21 protein-coding genes and 1 pseudogene are annotated in these 25122 nt (G+C 73.9%); 14 read left to right on the top strand and 8 right to left on the bottom strand.

Annotated features, from left to right (window positions below):
* Positions 1–262 precede the first annotated feature (262 nt).
* Entirely contained in the window at positions 263–1732 is a 1470-nt protein-coding gene (locus tag ACIRPH_RS12140; protein ID WP_402912937.1) for a PLP-dependent aminotransferase family protein, read from the bottom strand.
* Positions 1733–2100: 368 nt separating this feature from the next.
* On the opposite strand from ACIRPH_RS12140, the gene ACIRPH_RS12145 reads away from it, so the two are divergent.
* Positions 2101–2733 (top strand): YitT family protein, encoded by a 633-nt coding sequence (locus ACIRPH_RS12145; protein ID WP_402913325.1) that lies wholly within the window; start codon positions 2101–2103, stop codon positions 2731–2733.
* Positions 2734–3156: 423 nt separating this feature from the next.
* Positions 3157–4962 (top strand): glycoside hydrolase family 15 protein, encoded by a 1806-nt coding sequence (locus tag ACIRPH_RS12150; RefSeq protein ID WP_402913327.1) that lies wholly within the window; start codon positions 3157–3159, stop codon positions 4960–4962.
* Positions 4963–5048: 86 nt separating this feature from the next.
* On the opposite strand, the gene ACIRPH_RS12155 is transcribed toward ACIRPH_RS12150, so the two are convergent.
* Positions 5049–7361 carry a protein kinase gene (locus ACIRPH_RS12155; protein WP_402912939.1) on the bottom strand — a complete coding sequence of 771 codons (2313 nt, stop codon included), beginning with the start codon at positions 7359–7361 and terminating at the stop codon, positions 5049–5051.
* A 170-nt stretch (positions 7362–7531) separates the two neighbouring features.
* Here ACIRPH_RS12155 and ACIRPH_RS12160 point away from each other — a divergent pair, with 170 nt between their 5' ends.
* From ACIRPH_RS12160 to ACIRPH_RS12180, 5 genes and pseudogenes are all read left to right on the top strand, one after another.
* Complete coding sequence (locus ACIRPH_RS12160) at positions 7532–9217, top strand: protein kinase (RefSeq protein WP_402912941.1); 1686 nt, start codon at positions 7532–7534, stop codon at positions 9215–9217.
* Between the two features lie 31 nt (positions 9218–9248).
* Positions 9249–9386: pseudogene (locus tag ACIRPH_RS12165) on the top strand (DUF2283 domain-containing protein); the annotation flags it as partial.
* 159 nt (positions 9387–9545) lie between these two features.
* Complete coding sequence (locus ACIRPH_RS12170) at positions 9546–9764, top strand: helix-turn-helix domain-containing protein (protein WP_402913330.1); 219 nt, start codon at positions 9546–9548, stop codon at positions 9762–9764.
* A 74-nt stretch (positions 9765–9838) separates the two neighbouring features.
* Positions 9839–10510 (top strand): uracil-DNA glycosylase, encoded by a 672-nt coding sequence (locus ACIRPH_RS12175; protein WP_402912943.1) that lies wholly within the window; start codon positions 9839–9841, stop codon positions 10508–10510.
* A 105-nt stretch (positions 10511–10615) separates the two neighbouring features.
* The gene (locus ACIRPH_RS12180) at positions 10616–13861 is read left to right on the top strand and encodes an NACHT domain-containing protein (RefSeq protein ID WP_402912945.1); all 3246 of its coding nucleotides are present in this window, start codon (positions 10616–10618) and stop codon (positions 13859–13861) included.
* Here the strand turns inward: ACIRPH_RS12180 and ACIRPH_RS12185 are convergent.
* Positions 13858–14667: an SIR2 family NAD-dependent protein deacylase gene (locus tag ACIRPH_RS12185; protein ID WP_402912947.1), complete on the bottom strand. Its 810-nt coding sequence runs from the start codon at positions 14665–14667 to the stop codon at positions 13858–13860. The two genes, ACIRPH_RS12180 and ACIRPH_RS12185, sit on opposite strands and share 4 nt — an antisense overlap.
* 162 nt (positions 14668–14829) lie before the next feature.
* Here ACIRPH_RS12185 and ACIRPH_RS12190 point away from each other — a divergent pair, with 162 nt between their 5' ends.
* Positions 14830–15714: a sulfotransferase gene (locus ACIRPH_RS12190; protein WP_402912949.1), complete on the top strand. Its 885-nt coding sequence runs from the start codon at positions 14830–14832 to the stop codon at positions 15712–15714.
* A gap of 301 nt (positions 15715–16015) precedes the next feature.
* Here ACIRPH_RS12190 and ACIRPH_RS12195 read toward each other — a convergent pair whose 3' ends face one another.
* A complete protein-coding gene (locus ACIRPH_RS12195; protein ID WP_402912951.1) occupies positions 16016–16552 on the bottom strand; it encodes a RidA family protein in 537 nt (178 codons plus the stop codon).
* A 92-nt stretch (positions 16553–16644) separates the two neighbouring features.
* Here ACIRPH_RS12195 and ACIRPH_RS12200 point away from each other — a divergent pair, with 92 nt between their 5' ends.
* Complete coding sequence (locus tag ACIRPH_RS12200; protein WP_267945414.1) at positions 16645–16806, top strand: hypothetical protein; 162 nt, start codon at positions 16645–16647, stop codon at positions 16804–16806.
* A gap of 67 nt (positions 16807–16873) precedes the next feature.
* Here the strand turns inward: ACIRPH_RS12200 and ACIRPH_RS12205 are convergent, their stop codons facing one another.
* Entirely contained in the window at positions 16874–17701 is an 828-nt protein-coding gene (locus tag ACIRPH_RS12205) for an aldo/keto reductase (RefSeq protein WP_402912954.1), read from the bottom strand.
* Between the two features lie 238 nt (positions 17702–17939).
* On the opposite strand from ACIRPH_RS12205, the gene ACIRPH_RS12210 reads away from it, so the two are divergent.
* Positions 17940–19121 carry a PucR family transcriptional regulator gene (locus tag ACIRPH_RS12210; RefSeq protein WP_402912955.1) on the top strand — a complete coding sequence of 394 codons (1182 nt, stop codon included), beginning with the start codon at positions 17940–17942 and terminating at the stop codon, positions 19119–19121.
* A gap of 389 nt (positions 19122–19510) precedes the next feature.
* A complete protein-coding gene (locus tag ACIRPH_RS12215; RefSeq protein WP_402912957.1) occupies positions 19511–20197 on the top strand; it encodes a hypothetical protein in 687 nt (228 codons plus the stop codon).
* Positions 20198–20402: 205 nt separating this feature from the next.
* On the opposite strand, the gene ACIRPH_RS12220 is transcribed toward ACIRPH_RS12215, so the two are convergent.
* The 3 genes from ACIRPH_RS12220 to ACIRPH_RS12230 all read right to left on the bottom strand — a co-directional run bounded on the left by ACIRPH_RS12220 (position 20403) and on the right by ACIRPH_RS12230 (position 22379).
* On the bottom strand, positions 20403–20705 hold the full coding sequence (locus ACIRPH_RS12220) for an ATP-binding cassette domain-containing protein (protein ID WP_402913333.1): 303 nt from the start codon (positions 20703–20705) through the stop codon (positions 20403–20405).
* 39 nt (positions 20706–20744) lie between these two features.
* Positions 20745–20996 (bottom strand): alpha/beta fold hydrolase, encoded by a 252-nt coding sequence (locus tag ACIRPH_RS12225; RefSeq protein WP_402912960.1) that lies wholly within the window; start codon positions 20994–20996, stop codon positions 20745–20747.
* A 381-nt stretch (positions 20997–21377) separates the two neighbouring features.
* Positions 21378–22379 carry an alpha/beta hydrolase gene (locus ACIRPH_RS12230; protein ID WP_402912962.1) on the bottom strand — a complete coding sequence of 334 codons (1002 nt, stop codon included), beginning with the start codon at positions 22377–22379 and terminating at the stop codon, positions 21378–21380.
* 85 nt (positions 22380–22464) lie between these two features.
* Between ACIRPH_RS12230 and ACIRPH_RS12235 the strand changes: the two genes are divergently transcribed.
* The 3 genes from ACIRPH_RS12235 (at position 22465) to ACIRPH_RS12245 (ending at position 25089) form a co-directional block, all read left to right on the top strand.
* Positions 22465–22953 (top strand): tyrosine-type recombinase/integrase, encoded by a 489-nt coding sequence (locus ACIRPH_RS12235; RefSeq protein WP_402913335.1) that lies wholly within the window; start codon positions 22465–22467, stop codon positions 22951–22953.
* A 140-nt stretch (positions 22954–23093) separates the two neighbouring features.
* A complete protein-coding gene (locus tag ACIRPH_RS12240; RefSeq protein WP_402912964.1) occupies positions 23094–24299 on the top strand; it encodes a cytochrome P450 in 1206 nt (401 codons plus the stop codon).
* Between the two features lie 193 nt (positions 24300–24492).
* Positions 24493–25089 (top strand): Dps family protein, encoded by a 597-nt coding sequence (locus tag ACIRPH_RS12245; protein WP_402912966.1) that lies wholly within the window; start codon positions 24493–24495, stop codon positions 25087–25089.
* Positions 25090–25122 lie beyond the last annotated feature (33 nt).

Genomic DNA, 25122 nt, shown 5'->3' on the forward strand with positions numbered 1-25122 from the left:
GGAACCGCGGCGCCGCGGGCGCGCACGGCCGCGCGTCAGCCGCGAACGGCGCCACCGCCGCCGCTTTCCCGGGGCGCGCCGCCGGCCCCGCGCGGGGCCGCACCGCGGAGGGTTCCGCCCCCCCGGGAGCCGCCGCCCCTGCCCCGGGCCGCGCCGCGGAGGGTTCCGTCCCACGGGGCCCGACGGGGACGGCAGGCGGCCTCGGGCCGGCGGGGACCGGTCCAGGAGAGGCGAACGGCCGCCCGGGCCTCCGGAGGGCGGGCTACACGTACAGCCGGCCGCGGGGCTGGAGGGGGTGGGCGAGGGTCTCGGAGTAGGCGGTGGCCAGCCGGTCGACCGCGTCGGCGAGGACGTCCGGCGGCTGGGTGTAGGCCAGGCGCAGGTAGCGCTCCAGGGTGCCGTCCGCGCCGAACACCGGGCCGGCCGCCGGGTGCACCCCGTGCCGGGCGGCGGCCGCGGACAGCGCTCCCGCGACGGGGTGGGGCAGGGTCGTCCACAGCACCAGTCCCCCGCCGGGCACGCTGGAACGCCAGTCGGGCAGCCGCTCGCGCAGCGCGTGCAGCAGCGCGTCGCGGTTGCGGCGCAGCTGGCGGCTGCGCTCGGCCCGGACGCGCATCACGTCGGCGAGCAGGTGGGTGGCGGTGAGCTGGTCCAGGACCGCCCCGGCCAGGTCGAAGCGCTGGCGGGTGGCCATCAGCCTGGCGACCATGGGCGGCGTGGTCCGCACCCATCCGACCCGCAGGCCGCCCCACAGCAGCTTGGCCACCGACCCCACGGTCAGGACCCGCCCGTCCGTGTCGTGGGCGGCCACCGGGGCGGGCAGGTCCCCGGAGTCGATGGCCAGCTCGCAGACCGACTCGTCGACGATCAGGTGGGTGCCGGCCCTGCGCGCCTCGCGCACCACCACCCGGCGCTCGTCGTCGTCCATCAGGGCGCCGGTGGGGTTCTGGAAGTCGGGGACGAGGTAGGCCAGCTCGGGCCTCCACTGGCGGAACGCGTCGGTGAGGTACTCCATGTCCCACCCCTGGGGTGTCACCCCGACGGTGCGCACGCGCGCGCCGGTGCGGCGGGCGGCGTCCAGCGCGTGCGGGTAGGTCGGCGACTCCACCAGCACCTCGTCGCCGGGTTGGACCAGCAGGTCCATGATCAGGGCGATGCCCTGTTGGGCGCCGTTGGTGACGAAGATCTGCTCCGGGGTGGTGGGCAGGCCGCGCTCGACGTAGCGGCGGGCGATGGCGTGCCTCAGCTCGGGGAGTCCGTAGGGGTAGTAGCCGAGTCCGCCGACGTGCGCGGAGAGCTGCTCGGCGGCCTGGACGGCGGCGGCTCGCAGCCCCTCCACGGCGGGCGGCGCGGCCACGCCGAGGTCGATGTGCTCGGAGGCGTGCGAGAACGGCGAGGGTTCGCCGGTGGCCGCGTCGGGGAGGACGGTCCAGCTGCCGGCGCCCTGACGGCTCTCCAGGAAGCGGTTGTCGCGCAGCCACGCGTAGGCGGCGGTGATGGTGTTGCGGCTGACGCCGAGGGCGGCGGCGAGGTCGCGTTCGGCGGGCAGACGGGTGTTGGTGGGGACCCGGCCGTCCAGGACGAGCGCGCTGACGGCCCGGGAGATGGCGAGGTAGTAGGGGCGTTCGACGGGGGCCTCGCCGATGAGGCGCGCCAGGAGGCGCCCGTTGATCCGCCTGGTGCCGCTCCCGCCGCTGGTGCGCTCCAGACGGCGGCCGCTCTGCCTCGCCATGCCGTTCCCCCGTCTTCCCCCGCGTCACGAATCGGGCCAGTTGACTGGATTGGCACTTCATTTCCAGCGCCACCTCCGTCACGATACCGAGGTGGATCCCCCTCTGGCTCCCGGTCCGGCCGAGCCGGTGGGGGACCGCGCCGCGAGCGCCCGGCGGCCTGCCGCCGGGCCCCGCCCCTGTGCCGCCCCGCCCCGCGGCACTTCGTCCGATGATCCCAGGAATGCGTTCCCCAGAGCGCCCCGGCGCCGCCGGGGCCCGCGCGGTCCGACCGCGCCGGGAGCGCCTCCCCGACCGAAGGGCAGGAAGCCCAGTGACCGCAGAACAGCACCCCGTCCGCTCGACGGCGGCCGGCCCGCTCGCCCGGGTGATGATCACCCCGGTCCTGCCGCGCCCCCGGCTGCGCCGCCTGGTCCGGCTGTACGCGGGACTGACCCTCTACGGCCTGAGCGGTGCGCTGCTGGTCCACTCCGGTCTCGGCTCCATGCCCTGGGACGTGCTGCACCAGGGCCTGGCCCGGCAGACGGGCCTGTCCATCGGCACCTGGAGCGTGCTGGTGGGCGCCCTGCTGATGCTGCTGTGGATCCCCCTGCGGCAGAAGCCCGGCCTGGGCACGCTGAGCAACGTGGTCGTGGTCGGCATGACGGTGGACCTGTTCCTGTGGCTGCTGCCCGCGACCGACTCCCTGGCGGCGCGGGTCGGGCTGCTGGCGCTCGGGGTGCTGGTGTGCGCGATCGCGACGGGGTGCTACATCGGGGCCGGGCTCGGCCCGGGCCCGCGGGACGGTCTCATGACCGGACTGGCCGCGCGGGGGTGGTCGGTGCGGCTGGCGCGAACCGTGATCGAGGTGGCGGTCGTGGTGACCGGGGTGCTCCTGGGGGGCACGGTGGGGGTGGGAACCGTGGTCTTCGCGGTGGCGATCGGTCCCCTCGCGCACCTGTTCCTGCCACTGCTGCGCATGCCGGACGAGACACCCGAAACCCCGGCCCCGCAGGGTCCTTAGCCATTTCGTCACCGGTCGTTGATCACCGCGTCATAACTTCTGCTCACCAAATTCCCCCAATACCCCACATACTTCGCTGCACCTTCAGATGCACGTGCACTTGCGGGTAGCGCGGGCCCGGTGGAGGGGGGAAGATGGGACCGCGGTGAACGGAAGGACCGTCTTCGGCACGGTTCCTCGGCGACCGGCCTTTTCGGCTGCCCTTACCTGGGCACATACCCGGGTACGAGGGCGAAGGACAGGTTGGCCGGAGGATGCGCGTGGCCCGAACGGCGCCCTGTCCCACCAGCGGGTTCCCATCCGCTGGCGGGCGGGGGAAGGACCCCGGAGGGGCGTGCACGCGGTCGTGCGCGAAACCGTCCGCGATGGTGCGGCAGACCCCCGCGAGTCATCGGCGCCGACCGCAGCAACCAGGACGACGTGATGGGGGTGAGCCGCGTGCCCGGCTGGATTGAAGACTACGCAATGATCGGCGACATGCAGACCGCCGCGCTGGTCGGGCGTGACGGTTCGATCGACTGGGCGTGTCTGCCCGACTTCGACTCCTCGGCCTGCTTCGCCGCCCTCCTGGGCGACGACCAGAACGGGAGCTGGACCCTGAGGCCCGCCGAGGGCGACCCCCGGGCCACCCGCCGGCGCTACCGGGGCGACACCCTCATCCTGGAGACGGAGTGGGACACCGCCACCGGTTCGGTGCGGGTCATCGACTTCATGCCGCCCCGCGGCGGCGCCCCCCACATCGTCCGCATCGTCGAGGGGCTGCGCGGATCGGTGCGCATGGAGACCTCCATGCGCATCCGCTTCGACTACGGCCACGTCGTGCCGTGGGTGCACCGCACCGGCGCCGAACTCGTCGCGATCGCGGGCCCCGAGGCCGTCTGGCTGAGCACGCCCGTCGAGCTCCAGGGCCACAACTTCACCCACGACGCCACCTTCGACGTCACCGCGGGCCAGCGCGTGCCGTTCGTGATGACCTGGCACCCCTCCCAGGTGGAGGAGTCCGACCACCTGGACGCCGAGAAGGCGCTCTCCCGGACCGAGCGGTTCTGGGAGAAGTGGGTCAACCAGTGCACGTACGAGGGCCCCTACCGCGAGGCGGTCATCCGCTCCCTCATCGTGCTCAAGGCCCTCACCTACCGGCCCACCGGCGGCATCGTCGCCGCCCCCACCACGTCCCTGCCCGAGGAGATCGGCGGGGTCCGCAACTGGGACTACCGCTACTGCTGGCTGCGCGACGCCACCATCACCCTGGAGGCGATGATCCGCTCCGGGTACAAGGACGAGGCCCTGGCCTGGCGCGAGTGGCTGGTGCGGGCGGTCGCGGGCGAGCCCCAGCTCATGCAGATCATGTACGGCATCCGCGGCGAGCGCCGGCTCACCGAGTGGGAGGCCGACTGGCTGCCAGGCTACGAGGCCTCGCGCCCGGTCCGGGTGGGCAACGCCGCCGTCGGCCAGTACCAGCTGGACGTGTACGGCGAGGTCATGGACGTGCTGCACCTGGCCCGCCGCCACAACATCCGCGGCGGCGACTACCTCTGGGGGTTGCAGCGCTCCCTGGTCAACTACCTGGAGTGGTGCTGGGACGAGCCCGACGAGGGGCTGTGGGAGGTGCGCGGGCCCCGCCAGCACTTCGTGCACTCCAAGGTGATGGCGTGGGTGGCGGCCGACCGGGCGGTGCGCAGCATCGAGGAGTTCGGCAAGGAGGGCCCCATCGAGCGGTGGAGGGCCCTGCGCGACACCATCCACGCCGAGGTGTGCGAGTACGGCTACGACCCCCAGCGCAACACCTTCACCCAGTACTACGGCAGCAAGGAGCTCGACGCCGCACTGCTCCTCATCCCCGAGGTCGGGTTCCTCCCCTACGACGACCCGCGCGTCGTCGGCACCATCGAGGCCGTCCGCGAGGACCTCATGGTCGACGGGTTCGTGCTCCGCTACCGCACCGACCTGGAGAGCTCCGCCGACCAGCTGCCGGGCGACGAGGGCGCGTTCCTGGCGTGCAGCTTCTGGATGGCCAACGCCCTGCTGGCGATCGGCCGCCAGGACGAGGCCCGGGAGCTGTTCGAGCGGCTGCTGTCCCTGCGCAACGACGTGGGCCTGCTCGCCGAGGAGTGGGACCCGCGGGCCGGGCGCCAGGTCGGGAACTTCCCCCAGGCGTTCAGCCACGTGCCCCTGGTGACCACCGCCCTCAACCTGTCCGCACGGCAGGGCGGCTGGCGCGCGGAGTAGGGCCCCTCACGGGTCCCCGCCCCCGCCGCCCCGGCAACCGCCCGCCCCCGCGACCGGCACGGTCGCGGGGGCGTCGCCGGTCCGGGTCAGTCCCTGGCGAGGGCGGGGTCCGCCCACACCGGGTGGACGCTGTAGTCGTCGCTCTCCACCTCGATCCGCAGGCGCAGGGCGTTCCGCACGTCCACCTCGATCTCCAGGGGCTCGCCCAGGCCCAGGGTCTCGGTGAGCTCCGGCTCCCCGTCCACGTTGACGATGAACGTGGTGGCCGCGTCCGCCCGCGAATCGTCCTGCACCCCGATGAGGGCGGTGAAGGTCGTCCAGTTGCGGCCGAGGTCGTAGTCGACCCAGCCGGTGCACTCGGTGTACTCGGACTCCGCGCAGGAACCGGGCGCCAGCGCCCGCGTGTACACCTGGCCGTCGACCTGCGCACGGCCCGTCTCGGGCTCCCAGCTCCCCTCCTGGTCGACGGGGACCACCTGCGTGAGCAGGGTGGTGTCCCCGCCGTTCGGGGCGTCGGACGCCCCGCCCCCGCCCGAATCGGCGTCGCCCGGAACCGGCCCGGTCTCCTCCCCGACGGGCTCGGGTGCGGTGCTCCCGGCGTTCCCGGACGGCTCCGGGTCACCGGTTCCCGCTCCGTCCGGCTCCCCGGCGGCCGCGGTCGCGGAGGCCGTCCGGACCATGACGTAGTAGGTGCCGGCGGAGCCCGCGAGCATGGCGAGGACGATGACAACCGCCAGCCCGATCAGCTTGGGCTTGCGCGACTTCCGCCGGGCGGGCGCCGCGGCGCCCGCGGACACGTGCGCGGCGGGGGCGAAGGCCCCGGTGGCGTCGGGGTGCGGAGGGACGCTCCAGCCGGGCCGCGGGCCGGCCGTCGCCCGGTGGGGCGGGGGGACCGGGCCCGAGCGGGCGCCGGACCCCGGCTGTGCGCCGCCGGCGGACGGGGGCCGGTTCGGCATGCCCTGCGCGGGTGCGCCGGGGTGCGGCCCGCGGGGCGGCTGCCCCGGCTGCGGACCGGTCCGCCCCGGCCCCCGGGAGGCCGTGCCCTGTCCCGCGCCCCGGGGGCCGCTGGTGGACGGTTGCGCCGCCCGGGACCGCTGGGGCCCCGGGGCGGCCTGGGGCGCACCGCGCAGCCCGCCGACGGGACGCGGGGGCATGTCGTCGGCGTCCGGCACCGACGGGACGGACGGGGACCCGGACGGGGCGGGCCCCTGCGCGGCGGGCGCCTCCGGGGGCGCGGACGGTCCCACGGCCCCGGGCCGCTCCTGCTGCGCGGGCGGGCCCCCGGCCGGGGCGCTCACCGGGGGCGGGCCGGAGAACCGGGCGCCCTGCGGCGGCGCGGCCCCCTCGGCGGCGGGGTCCCCCGCCGACGGAACAGCCGCACGGCCCTCCGGCGCGCCGGACGCGTCCCCGGCGGAGGGCTCCGGCGCGGACGGCTCCACGCCGCCGTGGGGGGTCTCGGTCACGGCCGCTGCCGGGACGGCGTCGCCCGGGTCGGACGCCGGCCCGGTCCACGGCGCCGACGTGGCCAGCGACCGCAGGGCCCGGATCCAGTCCGCGGCCTCGGGGCGGGCGCCCGGTTCGGCCGAGAACATGGCCATGACGAGCTCGCGCTGCCGCTCCCCCGCGTTCGCGACCAGGGGCAGCGCGCCGAAGCGCTCGCGCAGCTGCTCGGGGGCGGGCGGCGGGTCCTCCCCGGTGAGGGTGAAGTAGGCGATGGCGCCGAACGCGTACCGGTCCGTGGCCGCCGAGTACTCGCCGGTGAAGATCTCCGGGGCCGCGTACCCGGGGGTGAACCAGGGGCGGGCGGTCATGTGGCGGGCGGCGATCCGGCTCAGCCCGAAGTCGACCAGCGTCGCCTGGCCCTCGTCGCTGATCATGATGTTGCCGGGCGACAGGTCACCGTGCACCACCACCCGCTTGGAGGGGGTGGCGCGGCCGGAGTGCAGCACGTCCAGCACCAGGGCGACCTGCTCCAGGTGGCGCAGCGCCTCCCGCTGGCCGCGCGGACCCTCCACCGCGTGCTCGGCCCGCCAGTCGCGCAGGTCCACGCCCTGGACGTAGTTCATGACCAGGTAGAGCGCGCGGTCGGTGTACTCGCCCGATCCTTCGGCCGGGTGCTCCGGGGCGCCCTCGAAGTACTCGCGGACGCCGACCACCCCGAGCCGGTTGATGAAGCGCAGCAGCTCCGCCTGCTCGCCCCACCTGGCGCTGAGCTCGGCGAACTGCTCCTCGTTCGCGGTCACGTCGGAGTTGAGGACCTTGACCACGACGGGCTCGGTCTGTCCCGCCAGGGTCACCTCGGCGAGGTAGAGCGTGGCCTCGCCGCCGCGCCCCACCGATCGCACCAGGCGGTACTTGTCCGGTTGTGCGTCCGGACCGACGTAGAGATGAAGGCTCACTCTCTGACACTCATTCCACACGGGGGGGTAGGCGCTTCCGGGGCGCAGGGGATCCGCCCTCGGGCGGGAGACCACAGTAACGCGGGCGGATGTACTCTTACGCCCTGTACGACCGGAAGGCCGTAAGTGGCCGCCGGCCGTCTCGCACGCGAACACGGACGGGGGCCGCGGTGACCGGAGAACGGGTCCTCGGCGGCCGTTACCGCCTGCTCTCCCTCCTGGGCCGGGGCGGGATGGGCGAGGTCTGGCGGGCCGTCGACGAACTCCTGGACAGGCATGTGGCCGTCAAGCTGATCCGGCCCGGCCGGGCGGGGTCGGAGGAGGTCTCCGCTCGGTTCCGCCGCGAGGCGCGGATCACCGCCCGCCTGGCGGGCCATCCCAACGTGGTGATCCTGCACGACTTCGGCCGGGACGACACCCCCGGCGCCCCGGGTTCGGTGTACGCGGTCATGGAGCTGGTGTCCGGGCGCTCCCTGACCGCGGTCCTGCGGGAGAGCGGCCCGATGCCGGTGCCGCGCGCCGCCGACCTGGTGTCGCAGGCCGCCTCGGGGCTGGGGGCGGCGCACGCGGCGGGGGTCGTGCACCGGGACGTGAAGCCGGGCAACCTGATGGTGGTCGGGGAGGGTCCCGGGGGCGGCACCGTGAAGGTGCTGGACTTCGGGATCGCCGCCATCACGGCGGCCACCCAGAGCCGCCGCATCACCCAGACGGGCCAGGTCATCGGCACTCCCCTGTACATGCCGCCCGAGCAGGTCCGCGGCGAGCAGGTCGAGCGGTCCGGCGACCTCTACGCCCTGGGCACGATCCTGTACCAGCTGCTGACGGGGCGGCCCCCGTTCCACTCCGACAACCCGCTGGCCGTGCTGCGCATGCACCTGGTCGACACCCCCGTGGCCGCCGCCGAGTTACGACCGGAGGTTCCGGCGCCGCTGTCGGCGCTGGTGGCGTCGATGCTGGCCAAGCGCCCGGAGGACCGGCCCGCGAGCGCCGAGGACGTGCGGGACCGGTTGGCGCCCTTCCTCCCCTCCCGCACCGGGCGGCCGTCCCGGCCGCGGTCCCTGCCGGGGCCGGTCGGGCCGGTCCCGGGCACCCGGCCGTACACGCGGGCGGGGGACACCCGTCCGGAGGCGGTCGGCCCGGAGGAGCCCGCGCGCCTCCTGGCGCTGGTGGAGGAGGCCCGTGCGTCCGCCGACACGGGGCAGTTCGCGGCGGCCGCGCGGGAGCTGCGCGGACTGCTGCCCCGGCTGCGGGCGACGTTCGGCCCCGACCACCAGGACACCCTGCGGGCGCGCCGCCGGGAGGCGTACCTGACCGGCAAGAGCGGGGAGCACCGGCGAGCGGTGGTCCTGCTGGACTCCCTCCTGTCCGACCTGCTGCGGGTCCACGGGGCCCGGCACCCGGAGACGCTGGCCGTCCGGTACTACCTGGCCACGAACGCGGGGCGGGCGGGCGACCACGCGCTGGCGGCGAGGGTGCACGAGGAGCTGGTGCCCGACCTGGTGGCCGTGCACGGGCCCGGCTCGGAGAGGGTCCTGACCACGCGCCTGTACCTGGCGTTCGAGGTCGGCGAGGCGGGTCGGCCGGAGCGGGCCGTGGAGCTGCTGGAGGAGCTGGTCCCGGACCTGACCCGGCGGCTGGGCGAGGACGACGCCGCGACGCTGCGGGCCCTCCACTACCACGCCGCCTACCTGGGCCACGCCGGTCGCCCGGCGGAGGCCGCCCTGCGGTACCACGCGCTGCTCGCCCGGTACACGCGGGTGCACGGCGCCCAGAGCGACGCGACGGCGCGCATCCGCGCCCACCTGCGCCAGTGGCAGGACCGCTCCCGCCGCCAGGGCGGAACGCCGCCCCTGTGACGGGGACGACGGTGGGAGTATCGTGGGCCCCATGGCAGCTCCTCGCAACGTGACCGTCGACCAGGACGCGGACGCCGGCTACCTCACGATCTCCGACGCTCCCGTGGAGAGAACGGCTGACCACGGGGCGTTCGTCGTGGACTACTCCGCCGACGGCAGGCCGGTAGGAATCGAGGTACTGACCTTGGAACGGCCGCTCGACGTGAACGGGATACTGGAGGTACTGGAGGAGTCCGGTACCGACACGGATGCGGAGACCCGCGAATGGCTGCGGGTCTTCGCTGCCCAAATCGCCGACTTCGACGACCGCGTCCCCCCGCCGTCAGCTGTGCGGGGACAAGGTTCGCGACCATCGCCTGGCGAGGTGCGCTTCCTCACCGTTGCCGAGGTCGCTTCCCTGATGCGCGTGTCGAAGATGACCGTGTACCGCATGGTGCACGCGGGCGTACTGCCAGCCATACGCGTGGCCCGGTCCTACCGAGTCTCAGAGCACACGGTGCGGAGCTACCTGCGTAACACGAGCGCGGAGCTCAGCGCACGGGGGTGAGATCTGTGGGTCGCGAGGGGGCCGATCGGCCGGACGGGACGTCGATGTCGCTGTCTGCCGCTAGGGTTCTGGCCATGGCCAAGGACCTCAACGAAATCATGGACGCCGGGTGGGCGAAGGCCCTGGAGCCGGTCGCACCCCAGATCGCCGCGATGGGCGACTTCCTCCGCAGGGAGGTCGCCGAGGGGCGCACCTACCTGCCCGCCGGGGACAACGTCCTGCGCGCCTTCCAACAGCCCTTCGACGACGTGCGCGTGCTCATCGTGGGCCAGGACCCCTACCCCACCCCCGGCAACGCCGTGGGGCTGAGCTTCTCCGTCGCCCCCGACGTGCGCCTGCCCGCGAGCCTGCGCAACATCTACAAGGAGATGCAGGACGACGTCGGCACGACCATGCCCTCCAACGGCGATCTCACCCCGTGGACCGAGCAGGGCGTGCTGCTGCTCAACCGGGTGCTGACGGTGGCCCCCGGCAGTGCCGGGTCGCACCGCGGCAAGGGCTGGGAGGCCGTGACCGAGCAGGCCATCCGGGCACTGGCCGAGCGCGGCAAGCCGCTGGTGGCGATCCTGTGGGGACGCGACGCCCGCAACCTGCGCCCGATGATGCCGGGCGTGCCGTGCGTCGAGTCCGCCCACCCCAGCCCGCTGTCGGCGCGCAACGGCTTCTTCGGCTCCAGGCCGTTCAGCAAGACCAACGCGATGCTGGAGGAGCAGGGCGCCGAGCCGGTCGACTGGCAGCTGCCCTAGCGCCACCGGCCCCACCCCTCCCCCCGTCGACCTGCGGACTCGGCGCCTCCCCCGGCGTCGGGTCCGACCGCGTTCCACCCCCGAAAGCGGAAAGGCCCCCTGGCCATGGCGAAAAGGCTCTCCTACGCGGACGCGCTGAAGATCCTCGGCAAGAACGACTCGGACCTCCTGGACTTCGCGGAGAGACTGGCCGACGGCGGGCTCGGCCTGGTGGGGGTCCCGGACCTCTTCGGGGCCCGGTCCTACCTGGTCGGCAAGGGGCGGCAGGCCGTCGAGGGGATCCGGGACAAGCTCACCGGCGAGAGCCGGATGTCGCGGACCGAGAGGATCGCGGCCGCCCACCGGATCCTCCTGACCGTCTCCTTCCTGGAGGCGGTCGAGGAGTCCTGGGAGTCGGCCTCGGTGCCGTTCCCCCTGGAGGACCTGCGACCGGCCTCGGAGGGACAGCTCGCGGCGGTCCTCCAGGGGGATCCGGCCGACCCCGCGCCGCCGGGAGCCCTGACCTCCGCGCACCTCCAGGAGACGGGCGGGTCCGATGAGGGGGACGTGCTCTACCCGGGCGCGGCCGAGGCCTTCGTCCGGGGGATCCCGGAGGCGCCCGCCGCCGCCGAGCACGGGGTCACGTCCCTGGACCACCCCTCCCTCCAGCTGCTGGCGCTGGACCTGCCCCGGCGCGCGCACGACCGCTACCGGGAAAACTACCGCAGGCTCGCCTCGGAGATCCCCGAGTTCGGCATGTGGGCGCAGCTGGAGGCGCACGAGCACACGCGCCGCAGCCTGGACACCGGCCTCGGCGAGCTCCACCGGCAGCTCTCGGCGATCGCGTCACGGCGCGGGGTGGACGTCCGGCGCAGGGAGCTGGCCGCCTCCTACCGGGCGGTCCTGCGGCAGCCCGTCCTGAGGACGAACGACACCGCGCCGGGGCTGGTCCTGCCTCCCCTGGAAGAGGCCTACATCCCGCCGCGCGGCAGGATCGCGCGGATCCACGGCGGCGTGTCGCCCTCGACCGAGGAGTGGTGGCAGCGGCAGACGCTGTTCGACGACCTCCAGGGGTTCCTCGCCGCCCACCTGGTCCACACGGACAGCACCGGGTTCCCCACCGTCGTCCTCGGCCACCCCGGGGCGGGCAAGTCCAAGTTCACGGAGATGCTCTCCGCCAGGCTCCCCGAGTCCGACTTCCTCCCGATCCGGGTGGAGCTGCGCTCGGTGCTGCCCAACTCCCCCATCCACGTCCAGATCGAGGAGGGGCTGGCCGCCACCCTCCACACCAGGGTGTCCTGGCGCGAACTCGCGGAGTCCGCGGACGGCGCGCTCCCCGTCGTCATCCTGGACGGCTTCGACGAGCTCCTCCAGGCGACCGGGGTGGACCGCTCCGACTACCTGGAGCGGGTGCAGGAGTTCCAGCTCCAGCAGGAGGCCCTGGGCCGGCCGGTGGTGGTCGTCGTGACCAGCCGCACGGTGGTGGCCGACCGGGCGCGCTTCCCCGAGGGCACCACCGTGATCAGGCTGGAGCCCTTCGACGAGCCGCGGATCGGGCAGATGCTGGAGGTGTGGAACGGGGCGAACGCGCGGGCCTTCGCCGCCTCCGGCCTGGCCCCCCTCACGCCCGGGGTGCTGGCGCCGTACTCGGAACTGGCCGAGCAGCCCCTCCTCCTGCTGATGCTGCTCGTGTACGACGGCGAGGGCAACGCCCTGCGCCGGGCGGGCGACGCCCTCGGGCAGGGCGAGCTGTACGAGCGGCTGCTGACCATGTTCGCCCGGCGCGAGGTGGAGAAGCACCGGCCGGGGCTGGGCACGCGCGACTTCGCCGCGGCGGTCGAGGACGAGCTGCGCCGCCTGGAGGTCGCTGCTCTGGCGATGTTCACCCGGCGCAAGCAGAGCGTCACCGCGGACGAGCTGGAGGAGGACCTCGCGGTCCTCATGCCCGACGCGGCGGTGCGGCCCGAGGACCCGGACCTGCACGGGCGGATCGACGCCGCGCACCAGGTGCTGGGGCGCTTCTTCTTCGTCCACGAGTCCCGCGCCCGGGTGGGCGAGGGCTCCGCGAGCGTGTTCGAGTTCCTGCACGCCACCTTCGGCGAGTACCTGGTGGCCAGGGCCGTGGACGCGGCCCTGGCCGACCTGGACGACGCCCGGGCGCGTTCGTCGCGCCGCCGGGGCAGGAGCGTCCGCACGGACGACGGCGAGCTGTTCGCGCTGTCGTCGTTCGCGAGCTACGCCGGGCGCGACAAGGTGGTGGACTTCCTCTCGGAGATGCTGGAGCGGCGGTTCGCGGAGGAGCCGGAGGCCCGCGAGGACTACGCCGGGCTGCTCGTGGAGCTGTTCCAGGAGGCGCCGTTCCCGGCCTCCAACCGGTCCTACACCGAGTACGAGCCGGCCCGGCTGCGGCTGTCCCACCGCGAGGCGAACTACACCGCCAACCTCATGATCCTGCTGGTCCTGGTCAGGCAGGAGCCGGTGAACGCCCTGGAGCTGTTCCCCGGGGCCGAGGAGCCCGACCAGTTCCTGCGGGGCACGACCTCGATGTGGCGCCTGCTGCCCGGCGCGGAGTGGTACAGCATCATGTCCGCGATCCGCGTCCGCCACCTGGACGGCTGGTCGGAGGACGGGGTGGTCACCGTGCTGGAGCGGGAGGACGGCTCGCCCGTCGACGTCGGGGAGTGCATGGGGTTCGAGCTGAGCAGGCGGCGGCACCCCGGCCCGGCGGTCATGGACCCCTACGGCGTCACCGTGCCCTACGACTCGGTCACCTCCCGCCTGATCCGGTCGATGGCGATCCGCGTCAACGGCACGGCGGCGCGTTTCGCGCTCGGGCTCGTGCCGTACCTGCGCCACGTCTCCGAGGACCTGGGCACCTGGTACCAGGACCCGAAGGACGAGCGGGTCTGGGCCGAGCTGCACGAGGTCCAGCGGCTGCGCATGGAGCCCCCGCAGCTCAACCCCCACCAGCGCCTGGACAGCTACCGCAGGCTGCTCTCCCAGACGAGCCTGGGACGCCTCGAACTCATCGCCCTGACCCAGGCCGCCGCCGACCTGGCCGCGGCCTCGACGGCGCCCTTCCCGACCGCGCTGCCCGAGCAGCTGGCGAAGCTGCTGCGCCGCTACTTCGCGCACCTGCAGGAGGTCGTCCCCGGTCCCCTGCTCGGGGCGGACTTCGTCATGCCGGTCCTGGCCTCCCTGCCCGGGGACGTCGTCACCGACCAGGTGAGGGAACACGTCCTGGGGCTCCTGCGCGCGGCCGGTCCGGGGGCGGCGCCGTCGCCGTCCGATCCCCCGCCCGTCGACGCGGCCCTCCCCCTCCGGCGGGTGGAGTCCGCCGCGAACCAGTACGGCAGCGGCGGTGTCGGCTAGTCCCCCGACGCCGTCCCGCGGACGCGGCCCACCAGGGCCGGGACGACCTCCCCGATGGGGTCGTGCAGGACCGCCCCCGCGAAGTCGTCGTAGGGGGTGGGCTCCGCGTTGACCACGACCAGGGCGGCGCGCGCCATCATCGCCACGTCGCACAGCCCGGCCACGGGGTGCACGGTCAGCGAGGTGCCGACGGCCATGAACACGTCGCACTCCTGGGCGGCGCGGGTGGCCTCGCCGATGACGTCGGGGTCGAGCCGCTGGCCGAAGGAGATGGTGTCCGCCTTCTGGATCCCCCCGCATGCGAGGCAGTGGGGGTCGGACTCCTCGTCCAGCCGCTCCAGCACCACGGGGGCGGGGGTGCGCAGCCCGCACGCCATGCACATGATGCGCAGCATGGTGCCGTGCACCTCGATGACGGCGTCGTCGGGCACACCGCCGCGCTGGTGGAGGCCGTCGATGTTCTGGGTGATGAGCGCCCGCAGCCGTCCCATGGCCCGCAGGTCGGCGAACGCCCGGTGCGCGGCGTTGGGCTCGGCCTCCCACACCGGGTGGACGCGGCGCTGCGACCACACCTCGCGGCGCACGTCCACGTCGCCCATGTAGGAGTCGATGTCCGACATGGCCTCCGCGCTCGGGTTCGTCGTCCACAGTCCCTTCGGCCCCCGGAAGTCGGGGATGCCGGAGTCGGTGGAGACGCCGGCGCCGGTGAGCACGGTGATGCTCCCGGCGGAGGAGAGGAGGTCGGCGGCGCGCTCGAACTCCTCGGGGTCGGCGAAGGGCGCGGAACGGGTGCTCATCGAGGCCATACCCCATTGTTGCAGCGGCGCCGGGCCGGGGCTTCCCGAGGCTCTCCCCCGCCCCGGCGCGCCCCCTCAGGAGGGCCGTGGCGCCGGGAACTCGCGGACGCGGGGCGTGAAACGCGCGGCCGATGCACACGAGAGGGGCAAAGGGTGCAAAAATCGACACAAATGAAGCAGCCGTCCTACATCCTCGTGGTCAACGGGACCAAGGTCCAACGCCCGGTGTTCGTCCTGGGCGCGCCCCACTCCGGGATCTCCGAGGTCGCCCGCGCCCTGTCCCGCGCACCCGGGTTCCACCTGGGGGCGGGTTCCCCGGGCGTGCTCAACGCCGTCTACGCCGTGGCCAGACGCCCCTCGCTGGCGAGGGAGAAGGTCGCGGGAACGGCGAGCCTCCTGCGCGAGGCCTACGCCGAGGCCTGGCAGCTCACCCCGCTGACCTGTCCCAGGTGTCCCGGTCCGTGGGCCCGCGTGCCCGCGAACGCCTCCGCGGAACCGTGCGAGCACAGCGCCGACGCCCTCCGCTACGGCGACGCGAGCCCCGACCTGCTGTTCGCCGCGAACGCCCTGAACGCGGCGTTCCCGGACGCGCTGTTCGTCCAGATCATCCGGGACGGCCGCGACGTCATCGCGGACATGATGGACGACGAGCGCTCCCTGGCCTGGTTGAAGCCGAGCTTCATGAAACTGGACCACGAGTTCCCGAACCACTTCTTCGGGCTGGAGGACCAGTCGGACCTGGACGCGTTCACGGAGGGCTCCACGGCCGCCAAGTGCGCGATGCGCTGGCGGGGCGCGGTGCGCATGTCGGCCCTGCTGCGCCGGGAGATCGGGGCCGACCGGCTGCTGACCCTGCGCTACGAGGACGTGCACGGCGGCGAGGTCGAGACGGCGGAGCGGCTGCGGGAGTTCTGCGGGGCGCGGGTGTCGGCCTCGGAGCTGCTGACCGAGCATGCGTGGGGCGTGGGCTCGTGGCGCGAGCGCCTGTCCCGGAACCAGCACACGGACATGCACGAGGTGGCGGGCGTGGAGCTGTCCCGGCTCGGCTACCAGTGAACGCCGCCCCCGCCCGCGGGACCCGGCCCCGGCCGCCGGGGCACGGCGGGCGGGCGTCGGGCCCGGACGGGCGCCGGCCGCCCGGGGCCAGGACGTGTTCGGCGGACACCCGCCCTGCCGCGCGTCGCCCCGGCACGCCCCTCGCGGCGTTCTCCTCCGTCGACGGGACCCCGTCCCGACGCCTTCTCCGGCCTCGCGGTGAACGCACCGGATGGCTGCACCACGACGATCACCACCGGTTCCACACCGCCGTCGGCGGCCCTCCCGCCTCCCGCGTCACCAACGTCTCAGGTCGATGCACCTAGGGCCGGGTGCGCCCGGGCCGGCCGCCCGGGCCGCGTCCCGCGAGGGGGTCGGCCGCCAGCGTCTCCTCGGCCTCCTCGACCAGCTCCCGCGCCTCGGCCCTGTGCAGGAGGTCGTCCGCGGCGTCCTCGGGGATCACGGCGGTGCACGTCAGCGCCACGAGGGCGTCGGGGTCCATCAGGTCGGTCACGCCCACCGCCGTCATCGGCGGGTAGTAGCGGCCCATGTGGCGGCGGTACACGGACCCGATCGTGCCGCTGTTGACCCGGTAGGAGTGCATCGACGTGGTGTACACGCACATGTCCACCACGTGGGCGGGCTCGGCGCCGGCGGCCCGCAGCGCCTCCACCAGGTTGGCGAGCGCCTGGTCGAACTGCTGCGCCACGGAGTCCCCGACCACCTTGCCGTCGGGGCGCCGCGAGGTCTGTCCGCCGACGCGGACGAGGCGCCCGGGTCTGACCACGAGCGCGTGGGAGTACCCCACCGGATCGGCGAGGGAGAGCGGGTTGACGATCTCGTGCGGTGTCCGGTCCATCGGCGTGCCCTCCGGGTTGGTGCGGCTCCCGTCGCCCGCCCCGGAACGGTCCCCCGGAGGGTGTTCCGAGGACGTGCGGCTACGATGAGCGCATGTCGATCTCACTGCTGCTGTCCGCCCTGGCCCTCGTCGCCGTGCTGGCGCTGTTCGCCGCCATCTTCATCGGAGGCGCCGTCTACGTCGGCCGTGTCCGCCGCAACGGCACCGAGTCCGTCCTGGCCGGCGCCCGCAGGCACCGGGAGCTGCGCGGCTAGCCCGGATCCGTCCGGTCCGGCCCCCGCTTCGGGCCGCCGGCGGCCGGGGGCCGTCTCCGGCCGCGCCCTAGTCGCCGTCGAACTCGTCCGGGTCGGGGCCGAACCTCGTGTCGGAGTCGAGTCCGCTGATCCGGTCCATCTCCTCCTCGGAGAGCTCGAAGTCGAAGATCTCGAAGTTGGAGCGGATGCGCTCGGGGGTCACCGACTTCGGGATGACCACGTTGCCCAGCTGGACGTGCCAGCGCAGGAGCACCTGGGCCGGGGTGCGTTCGTGCTCCTCGGCGACCTCGGTGACGTCGGGGTGGTCGAGGAGCTTTCCGTGCCCCAGGGGGCTCCACGCCTCGGTGGCGATGTTGTGCTCGGCGTCGAAGTCGCGCACGGCCTTCTGGGTGAGCAGCGGGTGCAGCTCGACCTGGTTGACCATGGGCGTGATCCCGCCCTCCTCCATGACCCTCTCCAGGTGCGGCACCTGGAAGTTGCACACCCCGATGGCGCGCACCCGCCCCTCCGCGTAGAGGCGTTCCAGCGCCTTCCAGGTCGGCACGTAGAGGTTGCGCCGGGGCAGCGGCCAGTGGACCAGGTACAGGTCGACGGTCTCCATGCCCAGGCGGTCGGCGCTGGCGTCGAAGGCCCGCAGCGTGGTGTCGTAGCCCTGGTCCGGGTTGGCGAGCTTGGTGGTCACGAAGAGGTCGTCGCGGTCCAGTCCCGATCTGCGCAGGGCCTCGCCCACCCCGCGTTCGTTGCCGTAGGCGGCCGCGGTGTCGATGCTGCGGTAGCCCGCCTCCAGCGCGGTGGAGACCGCCTGCTCCACCTCGTCGTCGGGCACCTGCCACACCCCGTAGCCCAGCTGTGGAATGCGCACACCATTGGCCAGTGTGATGCCCGGAACCGTCATCTTTTTTCATCCCCCGTCGGCCCTGAACGGCCCTGCTGTCGTACAGTGCACGGCATTCCCCGTGCCGCAGTCGCATACTGCCATGTCAACACGGGTGGCGCCCCGAAGCTGCGCCGCTCGTGTGCGGGCTTTTTACCGTTGCCCGGGGCCGGGGGCGGCCCCGGGCCGGACCGCCGCGCCCGGCGTGTCGCCGCGCGGCCTCCCGGTAGGCTGCCGGCCCGGGACGGGAGGTGGGCCGGTGGGGCACGAACAGCGCGCCCGTGTCAGCGCCGGACTGGCGCGGGAGCGCGCGGGGCTGGTGGAGCGGATCGTCGCCGAGGTGTACGCCGAGGTCCCGGCCTACCGCGCGCTGCACGGGTCGCAGCTGGAGGAGGTGCGCGCGATCGCCGGGTGGCTGGTGGCCCGGTCGATGGAGCTGTGGGCGGCCGGGGAGACCCGGCTGCCCCCGGACGACGTGGAGCGGCTGCGGGGGATCGGGCGCTCCCGGGCCGCGGACGGGCGCTCGATCGGCGCCGTCGTCCGGGCGCACCGGGTCGGGTCGGCGGCGGCGGTGCGCGCCGTCTCCGAGCTGGCGGCCGAGGGACTCGACGCGGCGGACGTGTTCGCTCTGGGCGAACTCTTGCTGACCTCGATCGACCAGATCTCCGAGAGCCTGGCGGTGGGCCACGCCGAGACGGCCCACCGGCTGGACGCCGACCTGGAGAGGGCCCGGCGGGCGTTCCTGGACGACCTCCTCATCGGGCGGCAGGCCTCCCGGGGGGCGATCCGCGACCGGGCGAGGACCCTGGGCATCACCCCGCCCGACCCCGCGGTCCTGGTGGTGGCGCAGCCGGAGGGGGCTCACCCCGGCGGCGCCCCGCAGGGGGACACGGTGTCGGCGGGGATGGCGCTGCTCGGCCTGGTCGAACCGGTCGGCGCGGACCCGCTGCTCACCACGCGCGCGGGCCGGGTGGTGCTGCTGGTCTCCCCCGCCGACGCCGCCGGGGTGGCCGCCGTGCTCGGCGCCCACCCCTGGCGGGGGTGCGTCCTGGCGCCGCGCGCCCTCGCCGACATGTCCGCCGCCTACCGGTTGGCCGACGACGCCCTGGAGACCGCGCCTCCGCACGCGTTCGGCCCCGAAGGGCTGCTGCGCGACTCCGATGCGTGCGTGCTGGCCCTCCTGAACGGCGGACCGGTCACCCCGTCCGCGGTCCGCCGCGCCGTGCTCGGCCCGCTCCTGTCGGCGGGCGACGCGCACCTGCTGGAGACGCTGCGCGCCTACTTCCGGGAGGGGGCGGCGACCACCGCGGCGGAGGCCCTGCACGTCCACCCCCAGACCCTGCGCTACCGGCTGCGCCGGGTGCGGGAGCTGACCGGGCACGACCCGCACCGGCCCTGGCCGCGCTTCGTGCTGGAGACCGCCTGCGCCATCGCCCCCTGACGCGGGGCGGACCGTCCCGGGGCGGACGCCCGCGCCCCCGGGCGGCGCCGGGGGCTCCCACGGAACGGGAGCGGGCCCGGAGCCGCGAACCCGGTCCGCGCCCGAAGGCCGTGCGCGTCCGGCGGAGGGCCTGGCGCGGGGCGGCCCTGCGCGGACGGGCGCCGCTCGGTCGTCGTCGCCGACGGCACCGGCGGCGAGCGGCTGCTCGACCCTCTGGTCGGCCTCGCCGTGAGCGTAGGTCGCTGGAACCGCCGCGATCCCGGCTCCACTCGACCGGCTCGACGCGAACGGCAACCCGGACGGCGGCGTCGGCCGGTTCCGCCGAGGGAGAGGGGCCTCAGCCGCCAACTGCCCGCCCACCGGTAGAGGGCCGACGCTAGGATCTTGGCATGGCGAAGGGCAAGGTGCAGCGGCGGGCGCGGAAGATCCTGGGCGAGCAACCCGTGGCCCTGGTCTGGTGTGAGATCCACAAGCCCATCCCCGCACCGCCCAAGGACGTTCACCGTGCTGCAGGCAGAGGACGCCTGAAATCGCGCCACCACTGGTTGTGGTACGCCGGAGCCGTGGTGTTCTTCTTCGTGGTCGTACCGATGATCTTGCTGGACAGTCTCAGCCGTAGACTCGACCAACGGCTGTCGGGACGGAGCCGTGACGGTCAGACCGGACAGCCGTGTCCACCCGACACACAGCGTTCCGGCCGTGGCCGCTCTCGTGAGCGGGATCGCGGGCAGGACCCGACCAACGGGGTCTTCGACGGGGACTGGAACCTGACCGCGGGCCAGCTGCTGCTGCGTTGGTACGGGTACTCGCCCAACCCCAAGCGCCTGGTCATGCTGGCCCGCGACCGCATCTGCGTGGCGGCGTCCCCTCGCCGTCGGCTGTCGCCGACCAAGGCCGACGATTTCCGGACCGTCACGGAGTTCACCCTCGACCAGGCCCGGATCGACGGTGAGGCGGGCCAGCCGCGCGGGTACGCCACCTTCCGGCTCGCGTTCGCCGACGGTTCCTGGCTGGAGTTGGGCCGACTCGGCGAGCCGGAAGACGCCGATCACTTTCTGCGCACGGTCAGCGGCTGATCAACCCTTCCGGCTGCCCCGGCCGCTCCGTCCTCTTCGCCCTCGAAACCCCCGCCCCCGTCGACGACCGGCGGGACCCTGCTCAAGCCGCCATCACGCTGAATACCCTTCACGAACTTCTGCGGGGCGACACCAGGGAGCTCGCCGCACAAGCGTGGCAGGCGGGGGGCGCCTCACCGGCCGCCGGGCCGCCGCCCCCGCTCGGTCATCGGGGCGACGCCGTCTTCGCTCTCTTCCGGCCGCCAGCCGGCGATGTCGAGCAGCGGTCCGTCCAACGGCCGGCCGACCGGAGCGGTGTGCGTCTGGTGCGGCAGCGGGCCCGGGCGGGGCCGTCGTGGCCGTGCACCCGGCCGCACGGCAACTGTTCGTCGTCGCACATCGCCGTCAGGGCGGTGGTCTTTCCGGCGCCGTTGGGGCCCACGATGCCGTAGAACATTCCAGGCGGAATGCTCAGGCTGAGCCGGTCGACGGCGAGCCTGGCGCCGAAGCGCTGCGTCAGGTCCGCCACTTCGATGGCGGAAACACAGGGATTCTGCAACGGACTTCCTCACTCGGCCGTGTGGGCGAGGATCGCCTCGGCCAGCTCCTGGTGGGTCTGCGGCGGCAGCGTGTGCCCCATGCCCGCCACGCGCATCAGCCGCGCCCCCGGGACCCGCCCCGCGATGACCGCGCCGTGCCCCGGTTTGACCGGCTCGTGGGTGCCCTCCACGACCAGCGTGGGAGCCCGCACCCGGTGCAGCGCGTTCACCGGCTCGACGTCGGCGCCGAACCCCTCACTCCAGATGCTCACGTTCTGCATGCCTCACAGCATGGCGTCCCCGACCACGGGGGCCTTCCGTAGAACTACCGGCCTGACGCGTTCACCGGGCGGGTCCGGATCTTGGTGTCGGAACGCAGAAGTGCTCCCTGAGCTGTGATGATCCGACTTGCCGAAGATCGAGGCATCGCAGCTGGGAGCACTTGCCGCGTGACCTCCACAACGTCTCGTCGGAGGCCGACGCATGCCCTCGGGGTTCGACGGAGCCGGGATGCCGGACACTTGTCGGTCCAGAACCGTGGAGGGCTCCGTGTCACGCGGCTATCCGCCTGGGTTCCGTCGCGAGGCTCCTCGACCTCGTTGCTACGGACGCCTGGCCGGCACGTTGGCCATCCCGCGACCGACTACCGCCGGAGGAGACCGTCAGTTGGTGGCGAGAAGGTGCTCCAGCCAGTTGCGGCGTGCCGCGACGGCGGCCTTGCTGATCCGCGCCTCGGGGGCTTTCCGGTCGAAACCGTGGATTCCGCCGGGCCACACGTGCAGCTCGGCTTCGCCGCCGGCCTGCCAGATCCGGTCGGCGTAGGCGAGGATCTCATCGCGCAGACACTCGGCGGAGCCGACGTCGAGGAAGGTGGGCGGCAGGTCGGCCAGGTCGGTGGCGCGGGCGGGCGCAGCGTACTGCGGCACGTCAGGTCCGCCCTGGGCGTCGCCGAGCAGCGAGCTCCAGGCGAACCTGTTGCGGCTGCGGTCGAAGAGTTCGACGTCGTCCATCTGCAGGGCCGAGGCGCTGTCGTTGCGGTCGTCGAGCAGCGGCGCGATCAGCAGCTGGCCGAGCAGGCGGGGGCCGCCCTTGTCGCGCACGGTCAGAGCCAGCGCGGCGCCGAGGGTGCCGCCAGCGCTGAAGCCCGTGACGACGATGCGCTCCGGGTCGATGCCGAGTTCGTCCGCGTGGTCGGCGACCCACAGCAGACCGGCGTAAGCGTCGTTGATCTGGGCGGGGTAGGGGTGCTCGGGCGCGAGCCGGTAGCCGACCGAGATCAGCGTGGCCCCGAACCGCTCGGCCGTCTCGAGTATCTCGTCGAGCTCCGTGCGGTGATCGCTGCAGTAGAAGCCGCCGCCGTGTATGGAGTAGAGCGCCGGCCGTGATGCGGGCGCGCCGGAGGGTGTGCACACCAGCAGCGGGATCTCGGGGGCGCCGTCCGGCCCGGGCACCGAAGGCTGGGAGACGGTGAAGCGCCCGCCATGGCTGAGGTCCCCGAGCGCCGCCACTGCGGCGTCGGTCTCCGCGCGGATCACCGACAGCTTCTCGGGGCTCATCGGCGCCGAGTCCGCCTCCTCCGCCAGGTAGGCGTCATAAGCGACCCGAAGTTCGGCATCGAGAGGAACGGGAACGGCGGGCACGGTCTTTCCGGGTTCGAGATTCATACGCGCACGCTAGCGCTGCTGCTCCTTTCGCACCATCCGGATTTCACCGCCTTCGGCGCCCGGCGCCGTCCGCGACCCGCTCTACATTCCGGATGCCCCGCACGCCCGCGCGGCGGCCCCCCACCTCTCGGCGAGGAAGGGGAGCGTGCGGGTGCGCGGCAAGGGACGGTCGGGCGGCAGGGACCGCACCGTCCCCCTGCACGCCCGGGCCCGCACCACCCTGGCCGAACTCCTCGGCGAGCTCGGCCGTCCCGCCTCCGGGCCTCTCATCCGCGACCGCGACGGCCGCGCGCCGTCCACCCGCGCCGCCGACACCGTCGTGGTCACCAACCTGGGTGCCGCGGCGGGGATCGGCCCGGCCGACGACGGCGAGGCCTTCGGACCGCACGTGCTGCGCCACACCTTCGGCACCGACCCGGTGCGCGGCCGCGGCGAGGTGGCCACCGCGCCGGTCGACGTGGTGCCGGTGGCCGAGCTGATGGGCCATGCGGACCTGAACACCACTCGCCGCTACACCCTGCCGAGCGAGGTGGACGAGGCCCGCGCGCTGGAGGCGCTCACCACCGACCGGTGAGCCCGGGAAGGCCTGGCGCCACATCCGTAGCACTCCTCCTCGCCCCCCGGAACGGCCACCGGCCGGGGCCCTTCGGCGTAGCCCCGTGGGGCGCGGGGGTAGGAAGCACCCGGAGCACCCCCCGGTACGAAAGGCACGCCATGTCCGTTTCCCCACCGCAGCTGCACGGCCCCGAGTTCGAGTCCGACCCCCACCCCGCCTACCGGTGGCTGCGCGAGCACTCCCCCGTGCACCGCATGGACCTGCCCGGAGGCGCGTGGGCCTGGCTGGTCACCCGCCACGCCGACGCGCGGCAGGTTCTCGCCGACCCCGACATGCTCAAGGACCCCGCGGCGGGCGACGCGGTCTGGCGCGCGGCCGGCCTCGGACTCCCCTACGACCACCGGCCCAGCCTGGTGCGCAGCATGGTCAACGTGGACGCGCCCGACCACACGCGGCTGCGCCGGGTCGCGGGCGGGGCGTTCACCCCGCGCAGGGTCAGAGCCCTGGAGGAGAGCGCCGAACGCGTCACCGCGGACCTGGTGGACCGCATCGCGGCCTCCGACCGGCCGGACCTGGTCCGGGACCTGGCCTATCCGCTGCCCATCGCGATCATCTGCGACATCCTCGGCGTTCCCGAGGCGGACCGGCCCGAGTTCCACCGCCGGGCCGTGGTCATCGACTCCTCGTCCTACGAGGAGAGGGAGGCCGTCGCCGCGACCACCGACTGGTTCGACCGCTACCTGGGGGAACTGGTGGACGCCCGCCTGGCCGAGCCCTCCGACGACCTGTTGGGCGACCTGGTCGAGGCGCACCGCGCCGGGGACCTGAGCCGCGACGAGGTGACGTCCACGGCGTTCCTGCTGCTGGTCGCCGGGCACGAGACCACGGTGGCCCTGATCGGGAACATGCTCTTCACCCTGCTGCGCCGCCCGGAGCGCTGGGAGGGCCTGTGCGCGGACCCGGCCCTCCTCGGCCCGGCGGTCGAGGAGTCCCTGCGCCTGGAGAGCCCCCTGCAGAACGCGACCTGGCGGTTCCCGGGCAAGCCGACCACCGTGGGCGGGGTCGCGCTGGAGGCGGGCGAGCCGGTCCTGGTCTCCCTGCTGTCCGCGGGCCGGGACCCCGAGCGCTACGACGACGCCGACGGGTTCCGGCCCGGGCGCGGGGACGCGCACCTGGCGTTCGGGCACGGGGCGCACTTCTGCGTCGGGGCGCAGCTGGCGCGGATGGAGGCCCGGGTGGCGGTCGGCGCCCTCCTCGACCGGTTCCCCGGACTCCGCCTCGCGGTGGACGAGTCCGAGCTGCGGTGGTGGCCGAGCATGATCATGCACGGCCTGTTCTCCCTGCCCGTGCGTACGGGGAGGTAGCGGCGGTCGGGGCCCGTCGCGGGCGGTCTCCTCCGCTCCCGCACCGGAACCGGCGAAAGCACAGAAAACTTACCCCCGGTTGGCGGGAGGTTAGCCGCCCGGCGCCGGTGGGTAGCCGAGACTGACACACGGAGCGCACCGCTGTGTGCGCTCCCGTTGCGAGACGAGTCACACCGACTGGAGGGGGACCAGAGTGACGACCGCAGACCGCAAGGCCGGAACGACGCCCAAGCCCAGGAGCAGCCAGCCGTGGCTGCACCAGAAGGGCAAGGAGATCCAGGAGTTCGGCACGGTTCGCCAGCTTCCGGTCGGCCTCTCCTACGACGCGCGGATGTACTCGTGCCAGCGGCTCAACCAGGTGCTGTGCGACACCCGCATCCTGCACGACCTGTACAAGAAGCACCACTGGCTGATGCGCGGCCAGACGTTCTACCAGCTCCACCTGCTGATGGACAAGCACGCCGACGAGCAGACCGAGCTGACCGACACCATCGCCGAGCGTGTCCAGACCCTGGGCGGCGTGGCGGTCGGGGACCCGCGGCACGTCGCCGAGATCACCAACGTGCCGCGTCCGCCGAACGGCGTCGAGGAGGTCCCGGCGATGCTCTCCCGCCTCCTGGAGGCGCACGAGACCATCCTGGAGGACTGCCACGACGCCGCCGCGCGGACCCAGGACATGGGCGACGACGGGACGAACGACCTCCTGGTGTCGGAGGTGATCCGCGTCAACGAGCTGCAGGCCTGGTTCGTGGCCGAGCACCTGGTGGACACCCCGCTCGTCCACGTCTGAGGCGTCCGGGCCCCGCGCCGGACGGCGTGCGGG

The sequence above is a fragment of the Nocardiopsis sp. NPDC101807 genome, assembly GCF_044766605.1.
GTDB lineage: Bacteria > Actinomycetota > Actinomycetes > Streptosporangiales > Streptosporangiaceae > Nocardiopsis > Nocardiopsis tropica.